Origin of the sequence: Xanthomonas campestris pv. phormiicola (assembly GCA_025666215.1) — a bacterium.
GTDB lineage: Bacteria > Pseudomonadota > Gammaproteobacteria > Xanthomonadales > Xanthomonadaceae > Xanthomonas_A > Xanthomonas_A campestris_A.
Map to the genome: position 1 here is coordinate 1,678,985 of CP102593.1, position 13,828 is coordinate 1,692,812.

Genomic DNA, 13,828 nt, shown 5'->3' on the forward strand with positions numbered 1-13,828 from the left:
GTTTGCTGTGCCGGCCGCGCCTCAGTCGTCGCGCAGCACGCTGCGGCCGCGGATCAGGTCGGCGGCGCGCTCGGCGATCATCATCGTCGGGCCGTTGGTGTTGCCGCTGACCAGGCGCGGCATCACCGATGCATCGACGACGCGCAGCCCCTCCAGTCCGCGCAGGCGCAGCTGCGGATCGACCACGGCCTGCGCATGGTTGCCCATGCGGCAGGTGCCGATCGGATGGTAGATGGTCTCGGCCTTGGCGCGGATGTAGGCGACCAGGCCGGCCTCGTCCAGGTCCTCGCGCACCGGCAGCAGCGGCGCGCCACGCCAGGGATCGAACGCCGGCTGCTGCAGGATGCGCCGCGCCAGGCGCGCGCATTCCACCAGCATGCGCAGGTCGAAGCCGTCCGGATCGCTGAGGTAGTTCGCCTGGATCCGCGCCGGCGTGCGCGGGTCGGCGTCGTTGAGCGACAGGCGGCCGCGGCTGCGCGGCTGCAGGTGGCAGGCGTGCAGGGTGAAGCCGTCGCCGGGCAGCCGGTTGCGGCCGTGGTCGTCGAGCATCGCCGGCACGAAGTGCAGCTGGATGTCGGCGCGCGCGTCCGGCGCCAGCGGCGAGCGGATGAAGCCGCCGGCCTCGGCGATGTTGCTGCTGCCGGCGCCGCGGTGGCCGCGCAGGAAATAGTCGAAGGCGATCTTCAGCTGGTTGCGGCGGTCGTAGCTGATGCCCGGGCGGGTGCGGTACAGCGTGCACACGTCCAGATGGTCCTGCAGGTTGGCGCCGATCTGCGGCTGGTCCAGGCGCACCGTGATGCCATGGCGCTGCAGTTCGTCGGCCGGGCCGATGCCCGAGAGCATCAGCAGCTGCGGCGAATTCACCGCGCCGGCGCTGAGCAGCACCTCGCGTGCGGCCCGCGCCTGCACTTCGGCGCCGCGTTGCGCGTAGGCGACGCCGACCACGCGTTCGCCCTCGAGCAGCAGGCGCAGCACCAGCGCGTCGGTGATCACCTGCAGGTTGGCGCGTGCCTGCGCCGGCGCCAGGTAGGCGACCGCCGCCGAGCAGCGCGCGCCGTCCTTCTGGGTGACCTGGTACAGGCCCACGCCCTGTTGCTGCGGGCCGTTGAAATCGCGGTTGTGGGCGAAACCGGCCTGTTGCCCGGCGGCGATGAACACGTCGGACAGCGGGTTGTGGTAGCGCAGATCGGACACGTGCAGCGGACCGTCGCCGCCGTGCAGCGCATCGCCGCCGCCGCTGTTGCGCTCGCTGCGCCGGAAATACGGCAGCACGCCCCGCCAGTCCCAACCCTCGGCGCCGTCGGCGGCCCAGTCGTCGTAGTCGGCCGGCACGCCGCGCACGTAGCACATCGCGTTGATCGAACTGGAGCCGCCCAACACCTTGCCGCGCGGCCACCACAGGCGCCGATCGTTCAAGTGCGGCTCCGGCGCGGTGAGGTAGTTCCAGTTGATGCGGCGATTGCCGGTCAGCCGCGCCAGGCCCGCCGGCATGTGGATGAAGGGATTGCGGTCGCGCGGCCCGGCCTCGATCAGCAGCACCTTGCAATCGCGATCCTCGCTGAGCCGGTTGGCCAGCACGCAGCCTGCCGAGCCTGCGCCGATGATGATGTAGTCGTACACCCGCGGTTCCCCTGTTTCGTGGCGCCGACGCTAGTCGCCGCGGATAGAGCATATGCTCGGCGCGCGCTGCGGCGTGCAGATGCCGCGCCCGGCATGCATCTGCGCGCGGCGGCGGCGCTGGCGATGTTGCAGTGCATCGGCTACCGTGCGCGCAACCACCCGGCGAACGGCAGGCCGATGCAAGCGGAAAACAAGCGCGTCCACACCGGCGAGCTGCGCGCGGTGCTGCTGTCCTTCGTCTATTTCTTCTGCGTGCTGTCGGCTTACTACGTGATCCGGCCGGTGCGCGAGCAGCTGGCCGCGGCGGTCGGCTCGACCCAGCTGCCCTGGTTCTACATGGCCACCTTCGTCGCCACGCTGCTGCTGACCCCGCTGTTCGCGTGGATGGCGGCGCGCTGGCCGCGGCGGATCGTGGTGCCGGCGGTGTACGTGTTCTTCGCGCTGTGCCTGCTCGGCTTCGTGCCGCTGTTCAGCGGCCATGGCGGACTCGGTCCGCGCGTGCTGGGCATCGTGTTCTTCGTCTGGGTCAGCGTGTTCAACCTGTTCGTGGTGTCGGTGTTCTGGAGTTTCATGGCCGACATCTGGAGCAACGAACAGGCGCGGCGGCTGTTCCCGCTGATCGGCCTGGGCGGCACCGCCGGCGCGGTGGCCGGGCCGCTGCTGACCCGCGGGCTGGTCGGGGTGATCGGCGTGGCGCCGTTGCTGGTGGTATCGGCGGCGTTGCTCGGCGTCGCCCTGGTGTGCGTGGTCCTGCTCGGGCGCTGGGCGCGGGTGCATGGCGCGCGCCGCCACGACGTCGGCCACGAGGCGGCGGTCGGCGGCGGCATGTTCGACGGCCTCAAGCAGATCCTGGCCAATCCGTTCATGCGCGGCATGGCGCTGCTGATGCTGCTGGGCGACTGCATCGGCACGGCCGGCTATGCGCTGATGACCGATTACTCCGGCGCCACCTTCCACAACGCGGTCGAGCGCACCCAGTTCGCCGCCGACATCGATATGCTGACCAATGTGCTGCAGGTCGCGGTGCAGATCACCGTGACCCGCTGGCTGCTGATGAAGAAGGGCGCCGGCGCGGTGATCGCGCTGTGGGCGCTGGTCAGCGTGGGCGCGTTGGTGGCGACCGCGTTGTCGCCCGATCCGTATGCCCTGGCGGTGTGGATCGTGCCCTGGGTGGTGTTGCCGGTGGTGATCACCCGTTCGCTGACCTACGGCATGGTCGGCCCGGCACGCGAATCGCTGTACACGCGGGTGCCGCGGCAACTGCGCTACCAGGGCAAGAACGCGGTGGATACGGCGGTGTGGCGTGCCGGCGACGTGGCCGTCACCTCGGCGATGATCGGCCTGCGCACGCTGGGTGTGGGCGTGCCCGGTTTCGCCGCGCTGGCGGCGCTGGCGGCAACGCTCTCCGGTGTCATCGGCTGGCGCCTGGCGCGTGCGGTCGAAAGCGCCGCGCCCGTTGCAGCGGCGCAGACGCCCCCGACGCGCTGAGCCTGCGCGCGCGCCGTACGCCCCCGCTGCCGGCCGCCGCGCCAGCCGCTATGCTGTGCATCCTCTTTCGCCGATGGACGCGCGCATGACCCTGCTGGCCTCGATCCTGGTATGCCTGGTGGCCTGGCTGCACGTCTACATCCTGGTGCTGGAGATGTTCCTGTGGACCCGCCCGCTGGGCATGAAGGTGTTCCGCAACACGCCGGACAAGGCGCAGCTGACCAAGGTGCTGGCAGCCAACCAGGGCCTGTACAACGGCTTCCTCGCCGCCGGCCTGGGCTGGGGCGTGGCGGCGCAGCGCGTGGACGTGATGCTGTTCTTCCTGGGCTGCGTGGTCGTGGCCGGACTGTACGGCGCATGGAGCGTCAGCCGCCGCATCCTGTTCGTGCAGGCGCTGCCGGCGGCGCTGGCGAGCGCGGCGGTGCTGCTGGCGTATTGAGCGAGGCAGGGCGTGCTGCCTCGCCCTTAGCCTTTCGCCGGCGTGCGCGGCGACACCCACATGGCGATGCTGGCGAAGAACACCACCTGTTCGCGGTCGTCGCGGATCTCCACGCTGACCGGCAGCTCGTAGCCGCTGTCGGCGGCCACGATCGCCAGGTCCGGCGTCGCCACCGCGTGCATCGTGCCGCTGGCCTTGCTGCGGTATTCGACGCGCATGCCCTTGGGAATCCAGCGCATCGACGGCGGCAGGCTGGCATCGACCATGACCCCGCCGGCCAACTCGGCCAGGTTGCACAGCGCGATCGCATGCACGGTGCCGAGGTGGTTGCTGACGCGGCGCCGATGCGCGATGCGCGCCTCGCAGCGGCCCGGCTGCAGCACGGTGATGCGCGGGGCGATGCTCGCGAAGTAGGGCGCCTTGAAGCAAACGGCGCGGGAAAACAGCCATTGCCCGGCCGGCCAGCGCTGCATGCGTCGATAGAGCGACAGCAGTTTGCTCATGGTGCGTGCCTCAAATGAAGACGGCGGACCGAAGTCCGCCGTCGTGATGAGCGTATTGCCGAGTGGGTTTCAGGCCGCTTCGCGCGAATGGTCGTCGCCGGCCGTGGCACGGTGGTAGTAGCTGGCCGAGCGCAGTTCGTCGGCATCGAAATCGTCCACGCTGATCGTGTCCATGGTGATCTCGCGCAGTTCCTCCAGCTGGCGGCGCTCGTCGGCCGACAGCACGCCTTCGCGCACCGCTTCGTCCAGCTGCGCGGCGAAGTCCAGCGCCTCGATGCCCTTGCTCTTGAGCGCCTTCAGGAACTTGCGCTCGACCGGCTCGGCCAGCACCGCCTTGGTCAGGTAGCTGGCGATACGGCCTCCCGGGTTGTTCTCGCACGGGGTCAGGAACACGCCCTGGCCCAGACGGTCGCGGGCTTCGTTCGGCGTCATCAGCAGCGCGGCGACGCGGTGGCCCAGGCGGTCGCCCGGGGCTTCGGCGCGGCGGCCCCACGGGAAGATCAGCGCCCACATCAGCCAGCCCACCGGACGGATCGGGAAGTTGCGCAGCGCCGCGGACAGCGCCAGTTCGATCTTGTGCACGCTGTCGTGGAACGCCCAGGCCAGCAGCGGCTGGTCGGTGGCCGGCGCGCCGTCGTCGTGATAGCGCTTGAGCATCGCGCTGGTCATGTAGATGTGGCTCAGCACGTCGCCCAGGCGGCCGGACAGCGATTCCTTGAACTTCAGCTTGCCGCCGAGCATCAGCATCGACACGTCGGCCATCAGCGCCAGGTTCGCCGAATAGCGGTCCAGCTTGCGGAAGAAGCGGCGGGTGTAGGCGTCGCCGGGCGCCGCGCCGATGCGTGCGGCGGTCAGGCCGAACCACAGCGAGCGCACCGCGTTGGAGATCGCGAAGCCGATATGGCCGAACAGGTTGCGGTCGAACTCGTCGAGGCCGGCCTTGTGGTCCGGGTTGCCGGCGGCCTTCATCTCCTTCATCACCCACGGATGGCACAGGATCGCGCCCTGGCCGAAGATCAGCAGGCTGCGGGTCATGATGTTGGCGCCTTCCACGGTGATCGCGATCGGCGCCGCCTGCCAGCTGCGGCCGGCGAAGTTGCGCGGCCCGAGGATGATGCCCTTGCCGCCGACCACGTCCATCACGTCGCTGATGACTTCGCGGCTCATCGTGGTGCAGTGGTATTTGGCGATCGCCGACGGCACCGACGGCACGTCGCCGCGGTCCACCGCCGCGGCGGTGGCCTGGGCCAGCGCACTGATCGCATATGCCTTGCCGCCGATCCGCGCCAGCGCTTCCTCCACGCCCTCGAAGCGGCCGACCGACAGGCCGAACTGCTTGCGGATGCGCGCGTAGGCGCCGGTCACCACCGCGCCGTACTTGGCGCCGCCGCTGGCGGTGGAGGGCAGGGTGATCGAGCGGCCCACGGCCAGGCACTCGTTGAGCATGTTCCAGCCCTTGCCGACCATGTCCACGCCGCCGATCAGCTGGCTGAGCGGGATGAACACCTCGCGGCCGTGGATCGGGCCGTTCTGGAACGGCGAGTTCAGCGGGAAGTGGCGGCGCCCGATCTCGACGCCGGGGGTCTCGCGCGGCAGCAGCGCCAGGGTGATGCCGATGTCCTTGGTGTCGCCGATCAGCCCGTCCGGGTCGTACATGCGGAACGCCAGGCCGACCAGCGTGGCCACCGGCGCCAGGGTGATGTAGCGCTTGTCGAAGGTCAGCTTGACGCCGAGCACGTTGGCGCCGTTCCACTCGCTCTTGCAGACGATGCCGTAGTCGGGAATCGAGGTCGCATCGGAGCCGGCGAACGGGCCGGTCAGGCCGAAGCACGGCACTTCCTGGCCGACCGCCAGGCGCGGCAGGTAATAGTCCTTCTGCTCCTTGGAGCCGTAGTGCAGCAGCAGTTCGCCCGGGCCCAGCGAATTGGGCACGCCGACGGTGGAGCTGACCACGCTCGACACCGAAGCGATCTTCTGGATCACCTTGTGATGGGCCAGCGCCGAGAAGCCCAGGCCGCCGTATTCCTTCGGAATGATCATGCCGAAGAAGCGGTGCTTCTTGATGAAGCTCCACAGCTCCGGCGGCAGGTCGGCATGGACGTGGGTGATTTCCCAGTCGTTGGTCATCCGGCACAGCTCTTCCACCGGGCCGTCGAGGAAGGCCTGCTCCTCGGCGGTCAGCTGCGGCTTCGGATAATCGAGCAGCTTCTGCCAGTCCGGATCGCCGCTGAACAGTTCGCCCTCGAAGCCGACCGAACCGGTTTCCAGCGCGATCCGCTCGGTCTGCGACAGCGGCGGCAGCACCTTGCGGAACACCTTCAGCATCGGCGCGGTGAGCAGCGGCTTGCGCACGAACGGCAACAGCAGCGGCACCGCGACCAGCGCCAACAGCACGGCGGCGACGATGGTGGCGGTGTGGTTGGCGCCGAGCAGCCAGCATGCGACCAGCAGCGTGGCGCTCAGCGCGGCCCAGACGGCGAGCCGCATGCGGTGATAGGCGGCGAAGGCGCCTGCCAACAACAACACGAGGAAGGGTGCGACGATGCTCATGGGCTTGCTCCGGGGACATGCTCGGTAACGGCGGACGGTGCGCCGGCGCTAGCCGGTGGCAGTGCGTCCAGATAATGCAACACAGTGGCGGTAAACGCGGCGTTGTCGTCGCCGGCCAGCATATGCGTGGCCTCGGGCAGGTGCACATGCTGCGCATGCGGCACCAACGACAGGAATTCTTCGATGGTCTGCGGGGTGACCAGATCGCTGCGCCCGCCGCTGACCAGCAGCACCGGGCAGTGCACGTTGCTGGCTGCCTGCGCGATCGCGGCCTGGTGCTGCTCGCCATCGCGCGCCAGCTCCTCGACCAGGCGCGGGTCCCAGTGCCAGTACCAGCGGCCGTCGGCGTGCCGGCGCAGGACGCTGCGCAGCGCCTCGGTCGACTTGCGCGCGCGCTGCGGCAGATAGGCGGCGATGGCATCGCCTGCTTCGTCCAGCGTGGCGAAGCCGTGCGGATGCGCGGTCATGAAGGCGAGGATGCGTTCGACCCCGGCCGGTTGCCAGCGCGGGGTGATATCGACCAGCACCATCGCGCGGAACAGGCCCGGCCAGCGCGCCTCGGCCATCAGCCCGAACAGGCCGCCCATCGAGGCGGCGACCAGCACCGGCGCCGGCGCCATTTCGCCGGCGACCACGATCAGGTCGTCGGTGAACTGCTCGCCGCGGTAGGGCAGGGCGGCGGGATTGCGGGTGGAGTCGCCATGGCCGCGCGCGTCGTAGGCGACGCTGCGGTAGCCGTGGGCCTGCAACGCCGCGGCGCTGCCCATCCAGGCATGCCGGGTCTGCCCGAAGCCGTGCGCGAACAGCACGCTGCCCGCAGCGCCGGGCGCGATGACGGTCGCGGCCAGCTGCATGTCGTCCGCGCCGGCGAGCAGGGCGGAGGCGGCCATCGGCATGCGGGAGGGAGAGGAAACCATACGAGTTAGTATGGATGAGTCGCCAGCGATGTCAATACGATGCAGTATGGAAACGAAAAGCCAATGTTGTCGGGCATTTGCGTGCGATTCATGGAGGGCACATACTGCAATCGACTCCCCCGTATGGTTAAATCGACGGATGAACAATGTCTCCGTGTCTTCCACCGACGATGCCGCCGCTCCCAGCGGTGGCCGCAACAACCGACTCAGCGCCGAGGATTGGGCGCAGGCCGCACTGGACCTGATCGCCGAACAGGGCGTCAACTCGGTGGCGGTGGAACCGCTGGCACGGCGTCTGGGCGTGACCAAGGGCAGCTTCTACTGGCATTTTCCTTCGCGCGATGCCTTGCTGCAGGCGGCGCTGGAGCGCTGGGAACTGGTCGAGCAGCAACAGGTGTTCGGCAGCCTGGAAGAGGTGCCGGATCCGCGCACCCGGCTGCGTGCGCTGTTCCAGCTGGTCGCGCACGAGGTCAAGCCGCACATCATCTACAGCGAGTTGCTGAAGGCGCTGGACCATCCGGCGGTGCGCCCGGTCATCGACCGGGTCTCGCAGCGGCGCATGGAGTACCTGATCGCCTCGTTCCGCCAGGCCGGCCTCAGCCGCACCGATGCCCAGCACCGCGCCCGCCTGGCCTACGCGGCCTACGTCGGCTTCCTGCAGCTGTCGCTGCAGCTGCACCAGCCCAAGCAGGCGCGCGAGGAATTCGAGGCCTACGTCGAACACGTGATCGTGACCCTGATCCCGGGGTGATGTTCGTGTCTGGCTGGTGTTTCTGCGAGAGTGGTCTTGCGGGCGTGGGCGAGTTGCGGGAAAGAGTTGTAATGCGTATGCATCAGCTGAACTCCTGTTCCGTCGCTATCTCGTAGTACCTTTCCACGCCGACTTCAAGCACACGCGTACCTAGCATGTAGTGCTGCGAAATACGAATGAGCGTGGGACGATCGGGCGTGCAGGATAAGGGCATGCCTGTTCGCTTGGTCCCTCGCTCAGGATTGCGTTTTCAACGTTCACGTCAATGTTGCACAAGGCTGCCAAGTGAAGCGGCGATGCTTCGCTGGAGCCGCTGTCGAAGTGCTTCGTGCAATTTGCCGTCGCGACGTGTGATTCCTCTCAAAGATCGCGAATCGGGCAGTTTCCGGCTGTCGTACTATCCAAAAAACAACGGCTCCTTTCGGAGCCGTTGTCGTATCAATGCTGCAGATTGCAAACGATCAGAAACGCTGCTGGTACTTCATGTAGATGAAACGACCGATGTCATAACCGCCGTAATAAGAATACCCGGAGCTCGGCTGCGAGTAAGACGGGGCGGCATAGTGCTCGAACACGTTGTTCGCACCGACAGCGACAGTTGCATTCCACGGTGTGTTGTAGCTGACCTGCACGTCGTGGAAAGTGTTTGCCCCGATCTTGTTGACCGGATAGGTGGCGCCAGCGTATTCCGGTGCGGTGAAGTCCGGATTGCTGCAGCGGTCATCGAAATAGCATTGTTCCTTGGTGCTGGAGTAGTAACGCGTGCTCCAGGTGACAGTCCAGTCGTTCAACTGCCACGTCAAGGTCAGGTTCGAGCGCAGGCGGAAATAGCTGCCTCCAGCGCTTTGATAACCGTTTTGCTGGCTGGCCGGATTGTCAGAGTTGTCCTGCTTCAGTTCGTTCTTGGTGACATAGGTGCTCAGCCAAGCAGCGTTGAAGTTACCCCATGCGGTATCCAAGCGGTAGTTGACATCGAAGTCGAAGCCTTCGGTTTCCTGGTAACCAGCGTTGCGCAGGCCGAACGAAAGCGACGTGATGTTGCCTGCTGCGTTGCGGGTAAAGCCGGTGCAACGGGACTCGATGCCGCGCAGGTAGCAATCTTCCAGTAGCGTGGTCGGGTCGTCGGAAACGATGGTGTTCTCGATACGAACGTTCCACCAGTCCAGCGAAGCATTCAGGCCGCTGATGAACTCGGGACTCCACACAAGACCGAGGGTCTTGGAGGTGGAGGTTTCCGGGGTCAGAGTCGGAGTGGAGCCGGAGCTGAAGGGAACGTTGCTCTGCTCGCCGGGACCCGGGGCCGGAGCCGTACCGGAGGCGTTGAGCTGGCGGTAGCCAGCCGGGACCACGGCCGAGCAGCGCGCGTTGCCCGCCGCCGTGCCGAACGAGGTATCGCAGGGGTCGGTGTAGTACTCGAAGCTCTGCGACAGCCCGCCGTACAGGTCGGCAATGGTCGGCGCACGGAAGCCTTCCGCCCAGGTGCCGCGAACCAGCAGCGAGTCGATCGGTTTCCACTTGAAACCGAACTTGCTGTTGACCGTATCACCGAAGTTGTCGTAGTCCGAGTAGCGGCTTGCCAGCGACAAGCTCAGCTCCTTGGCAAGCGGCAAGTCGGCCAGCAGCGGAACCTGGAATTCGGCGTAGACCTCGTCCAGGCTGTACTTGCCTTTCGTCGGACCCGCCGCGAGATCGGTGGAAATGCCGGCCTGGGCCATTGCGTCCGGAGAGAAGCTGCCACTTTCCTGGCGGTGCTCGACGCCGACTGCCACGCCCAGGTCGCCGGCCGGGAGGCTGACGATGGTGCCGGAGATATTTGCGAAGAAGTTCTTCGTTTCGGTCTTCGAAACTGCCTGGCCATCCTGATAAAGGAATGCCTGGACGTTAGGATCGCCGAGGCTGTTGGGCGAGTTGTAACCGTACGGAATCAGCGGATTCCACGGTGTGCAGGTGCCCGCTGCGGTGCCGAGCGGGATTGGGCTGGCCGAGGTGCCGCACTGAGCGACGCCGTTGGCATTGATGAAGGAGGGGCCGGTCGCCTGGCCAACCGCGAGCGTGTTCAAATTTCCGGTGCTGATCTGTACGCCCTTGTTCTGGTTGTACAGGTAGCCTGCATCCCAGTCCCAGAATTTGCCTTCGCCGAACTCGAAGCTGCCGCTGAACGTGCCCGTGAAGCGATAAGTGGTCACGCTGTTGCGCACTTCGCGCGGCACTTCCCAGCCGCGACGAACATATGAAACTGACTGTGGCGATACGCCGGCCGGCAGAGCGCCAGTGGCTTGGTTGCCTACTGGATTGAAGACGCTGTCGATCGACAGTCCGTCGCGCGAAAGCGCAGTGTCGGTGCCACTTGCAGCGGAGTTGAACGGATAGCCGGCATTTTGCGCGAATGACTCGCGATCCGTGTACAGGACGCTGGTGTCGAAGCGGACGTTGTCAGTGAAATTGAACGTGCCGTTCAAGAACGCAGACTTGCGCTCGATGCCGCTATAAACGGTCGATGCGAGCGACGGATTGGACACATCGCTACTGTTCAGTGCACGGTAGCTGGCAATATTGCTCGGATCCAGGCCAGCGACGTCGCGATTCAACGTGCGCGTCACCGAGGTGCCTGCATCAGTTTCGTAAACGAAACGACCGAACTGGGTGGTCCCTGATAGGCCGCCCGGGCGCGCCTCCGACTTCTCGCCGGTCGGGAAGCGGTTGCGGCTGAACCAGCGGTTCTTTGCCCAAACCGGATCTTCCTTGGTGTACTCGACGCCGGCCGTCAGCGAGCCGCGATCGCCAGCAGCGCCGATGATGAAATCATAGACCTGACGTTCGCCATCGCCTTGGCCCCATTGCCCGATATAGGCATTGGCTTCGGCGCCATTGAAATTCTTGCGGGTGATGATGTTGATCACGCCCGCGATGGCATCCGAGCCGTAAATGGTGGAAGCGCCGTCCTTCAATATTTCGATACGTTCGACCGCCACAGCGGGGATCGAAGAGACATCCTGCAAGCCACCATTGGTCGCGCCCAAGCGCTTGCCGTCGACCAGGATCAGGGTGCGGGCAGGGCCCAGGTTGCGCAGGTCGATATAGTAGCCGCCCACATTTTCGCCCGATGACAGCGGCGAGGTGCGGCTGATGGCTGGCGAGCCGGCAGTCGGGATGTTCTGCAGGATGTCGGCGACGGACTTGAAGCCCTGCTTCTCGATCTGGTCGCGGCTGATCAGCAGCACCGGCTGCGAGGTTTCGGTGTCTACTTGGCGGATACGCGAGCCAGTGACTTCGATGCGATCCAGATTGGTCGCACCGGTGCCGGCATCCTGTGCCGAGGCAGCGTTGATGCTGACGCCTGTGCTCGCCACCAGCGCGAGCACAACGGCATCGCGCAGTTTGTTGGTCTTGCAATTCATTATCTCTCTCTCCGAATGAGATCTGGGTTTGACCCATGGTGTGCCTGTCGGTGGAGTCGAAAGAGCGACGCCAAGACCCACAGGGTGAACCGATAGTAACTTCGTCTTGCCAGAAATTAAAGAGTTGTTAATAGGATGGGTAAAATTGTGATGCATGTATCACTAATTTGCGTCTGGCGGACAAAAAAAAGCCCCTGAAAGGGGCGTTTTTTCCGCAGCAACTCCTTTTCGAACAAGGGGTTGGTGTTTACAAGTCCTGCTCGTAGCGCACGTAGGGGATGGTGCCTTCCTCGGTGCTGATGTTGTTCGGGGCGAACGGGTTCTTGCCGCGGGTGATCACGTTCTCGGCGCCGACGGTCAGCTGGCCGCTCCATGGGGTACGCCAGGTCAGGCCAACGCCCAGGCCGGACCACTTGCCGGGCTGGCCCGGCGCGTCGACGACGCGGCCGATGACGTTGGCGCTGAACGAGCCGTAGCCGCCGCCGATGCTCAGGCTCTTGCTGTCCCACTGGTCGACCAGCGCCTGCGAGGCATCGGCGATCGGGACCAGGCGCGCCCGCGCATAGGTGCCGCCGATGGAGACGAAGCCTTCGCGGCCGATGTTCTGCTGCGCGAACACGGTCAGATCGTTCTGCTCCATGCGCAGCGAAGGCGTCTTGTTGGGGCCTGCCAGCCATGCCGGCATGTTCTCGCGGCCGGTGCCCGCCGACAGCGACACGCGCCCGCCGGGGCGGTTGAAGGTGGTGGTCGCGGCGACGTGGTGGCCGACATCGCCGTCGTCGTCGCCCAGGCTGGCGAGCATGCAATGGCTGGCCAGCCCACTGATGCTGCTGCCGCTGGCGCTGTTGCACAGCAGGCCGAGCGAGTCGCCGGACGACAGGCCGAAGGCGGCGTCGAGCGAATTGCGGCCGAAATGCCAGCGTGCGCCGACCGCCTGTTCGCCGGTCGGCTCCAGGTACAGCAGCGCCTCGACCTTGCCGCTGCCCTTGTTCCAGACCGGCAGCACGGTCCGGTCCGAGGGCTTGGTCTGCGCATGCGCGCCCGTGCTCGCCGCAAGGGCGATCAGCAGGGCAAGTGGCAGGCGCAGTAGGGCTCGCATCGGCAGTGTCAGACTCTCGGGCAGGGACTAAAGTTCCCGCCGTGCAGGGTGAACGATACTAGTGGGTTTATGTTTCTTTAACAAGTCGGACTCCCCGGTCCTCGTCCCCGCCCCTGGCTATTGCAAGCGCTCCGAGGGCGCTGGTTCAGCCGGGGTTACAGCGAACAATACGCCGAATTCCGTCAAGGGGAAGTCATAGTGTCGGCCGCAGAACTCGCACCGTATCTCAACTTGGCCGGTTGCCTCGGCCGCGGCGCGCGCTTCTTCCTCGCCGAGCGAGCGCAGCATGGCGGCCACCCGCTCGCGCGAGCAGGAGCAGCCGAAGCGCAGCGGCCTGGTGCCCAGCAGTTCCGGCGCTTCCTCGTGGAACAGCCGGTGCAGCAGGGTATCGGCCGGCAGCGCCAGCAGTTCGGCTTCGCTCACCGTCTCGAACAAGGCGCCGGCGCGGTTCCAGCCGTCCTCGTCGCCGCTGTCGCCGGGCAGTTTCTGCAGCAGCAGGCCGGCCGCCTGGCGGCCGTCGGCGGCCAGGATCAGGCGCGTCGGCAGCTGTTCGGACTGGCGGAAATAGTCTTCGAAGGCCTCGCCCAGTTCGGCCGCCGACAGCGCCACCAGGCTCTGGTAGCGCTGCGGTTCGCGCGGGTCCAGGCCGGGATTTTCGATGGTGATCGCCAGCAGCGCGCCGCTGCCGAGCGCGCGCAGGTCGCGCGGGGCGTCGCTGCCCTCGCCGAGCTGGACGATGCCGCGCAGGGTGCCGGCCGCGGTGCACTCGGCGAACAGGGTGCGCAGCGCGCCCTGGCTGCGCAGTTGCACCGACAGGCGCCCGTCGACCTTGGTGTGGCCGGTGAACAGGGCCGCGGCCACGCAGGCCTCGCCCAGCAACTCGGTCGCCGCGGCGGGATAGCTGGCCGGCGCGAGGATGTCGCGCCAGGCGGACTCCAGGCGCACGTGCACGCCGCGCACGCCGGCGCTGGGCAGCAGGAAGCGGGTCAGGTGATCGTGATCGGAAGAACTCATCGCGGCCTCGCTGCGCATGGGAAGATGGCGGCCGCAGGATAGTGGGTCA

Annotated in this window: 10 protein-coding genes; 3 read left to right on the plus strand and 7 right to left on the minus strand. The window is 66.6% G+C overall.

Going from position 1 to position 13,828, the window contains the following annotated elements; genetic code table 11:
• Positions 1-21: 21 nt before the first annotated feature.
• A complete protein-coding gene (locus NRY95_06830) occupies positions 22-1,620 on the minus strand; it encodes a choline dehydrogenase (protein UYC17662.1) in 1,599 nt (532 codons plus the stop codon).
• Between the two features lie 93 nt (positions 1,621-1,713).
• On the opposite strand from NRY95_06830, the gene NRY95_06835 reads away from it, so the two are divergent.
• Together NRY95_06835 and NRY95_06840 are read left to right on the plus strand one after the other, a co-directional pair.
• Positions 1,714-3,108: an MFS transporter gene (locus NRY95_06835; GenBank protein UYC17663.1), complete on the plus strand. Its 1,395-nt coding sequence runs from the start codon at positions 1,714-1,716 to the stop codon at positions 3,106-3,108.
• 85 nt (positions 3,109-3,193) lie between these two features.
• Positions 3,194-3,547 (plus strand): DUF1304 domain-containing protein, encoded by a 354-nt coding sequence (locus NRY95_06840; GenBank protein UYC17664.1) that lies wholly within the window; start codon positions 3,194-3,196, stop codon positions 3,545-3,547.
• 26 nt (positions 3,548-3,573) lie between these two features.
• Here NRY95_06840 and NRY95_06845 read toward each other — a convergent pair whose 3' ends face one another.
• The 3 genes from NRY95_06845 to NRY95_06855 all read right to left on the minus strand — a co-directional run bounded on the left by NRY95_06845 (position 3,574) and on the right by NRY95_06855 (position 7,454).
• The gene (locus NRY95_06845) at positions 3,574-4,050 is read right to left on the minus strand and encodes a DUF4442 domain-containing protein (protein UYC17665.1); all 477 of its coding nucleotides are present in this window, start codon (positions 4,048-4,050) and stop codon (positions 3,574-3,576) included.
• A 69-nt stretch (positions 4,051-4,119) separates the two neighbouring features.
• Entirely contained in the window at positions 4,120-6,600 is a 2,481-nt protein-coding gene (locus NRY95_06850; GenBank protein UYC17666.1) for an acyl-CoA dehydrogenase, read from the minus strand.
• On the minus strand, positions 6,597-7,454 hold the full coding sequence (locus tag NRY95_06855) for an alpha/beta hydrolase (protein ID UYC18528.1): 858 nt from the start codon (positions 7,452-7,454) through the stop codon (positions 6,597-6,599). Before NRY95_06855 ends, NRY95_06850 begins: the two co-directional genes overlap by 4 nt.
• A 202-nt stretch (positions 7,455-7,656) precedes the next feature.
• Here NRY95_06855 and NRY95_06860 point away from each other — a divergent pair, with 202 nt between their 5' ends.
• Positions 7,657-8,268 (plus strand): TetR/AcrR family transcriptional regulator, encoded by a 612-nt coding sequence (locus NRY95_06860; GenBank protein UYC17667.1) that lies wholly within the window; start codon positions 7,657-7,659, stop codon positions 8,266-8,268.
• A gap of 461 nt (positions 8,269-8,729) precedes the next feature.
• Here NRY95_06860 and NRY95_06865 read toward each other — a convergent pair whose 3' ends face one another.
• The 3 genes from NRY95_06865 to NRY95_06875 all read right to left on the minus strand — a co-directional run bounded on the left by NRY95_06865 (position 8,730) and on the right by NRY95_06875 (position 13,797).
• Positions 8,730-11,666, minus strand: coding sequence for a TonB-dependent receptor (locus NRY95_06865; GenBank protein UYC17668.1), 2,937 nt, complete (start codon positions 11,664-11,666; stop codon positions 8,730-8,732).
• A 247-nt stretch (positions 11,667-11,913) separates the two neighbouring features.
• Positions 11,914-12,765 (minus strand): hypothetical protein, encoded by an 852-nt coding sequence (locus NRY95_06870; GenBank protein ID UYC17669.1) that lies wholly within the window; start codon positions 12,763-12,765, stop codon positions 11,914-11,916.
• Positions 12,766-12,882: 117 nt separating this feature from the next.
• The gene (locus NRY95_06875) at positions 12,883-13,797 is read right to left on the minus strand and encodes an Hsp33 family molecular chaperone HslO (GenBank protein UYC17670.1); all 915 of its coding nucleotides are present in this window, start codon (positions 13,795-13,797) and stop codon (positions 12,883-12,885) included.
• Between the last annotated feature and the right edge of the window lie 31 nt (positions 13,798-13,828).

Coding starts and splice junctions, on each gene's coding strand:
- NRY95_06865 (UYC17668.1), bottom strand. CDS start 11,666: ATGAATTGCAAGACCAACAAACTGCGCGATGCCGTTGTGCTCGCGCTG.
- NRY95_06850 (UYC17666.1), bottom strand. CDS start 6,600: ATGAGCATCGTCGCACCCTTCCTCGTGTTGTTGTTGGCAGGCGCCTTC.
- NRY95_06840 (UYC17664.1), top strand. CDS start 3,194: ATGACCCTGCTGGCCTCGATCCTGGTATGCCTGGTGGCCTGGCTGCAC.
- NRY95_06845 (UYC17665.1), bottom strand. CDS start 4,050: ATGAGCAAACTGCTGTCGCTCTATCGACGCATGCAGCGCTGGCCGGCC.
- NRY95_06875 (UYC17670.1), bottom strand. CDS start 13,797: ATGCGCAGCGAGGCCGCGATGAGTTCTTCCGATCACGATCACCTGACC.
- NRY95_06870 (UYC17669.1), bottom strand. CDS start 12,765: ATGCGAGCCCTACTGCGCCTGCCACTTGCCCTGCTGATCGCCCTTGCG.
- NRY95_06835 (UYC17663.1), top strand. CDS start 1,714: ATGCATCTGCGCGCGGCGGCGGCGCTGGCGATGTTGCAGTGCATCGGC.
- NRY95_06860 (UYC17667.1), top strand. CDS start 7,657: ATGAACAATGTCTCCGTGTCTTCCACCGACGATGCCGCCGCTCCCAGC.
- NRY95_06855 (UYC18528.1), bottom strand. CDS start 7,454: ATGCAGCTGGCCGCGACCGTCATCGCGCCCGGCGCTGCGGGCAGCGTG.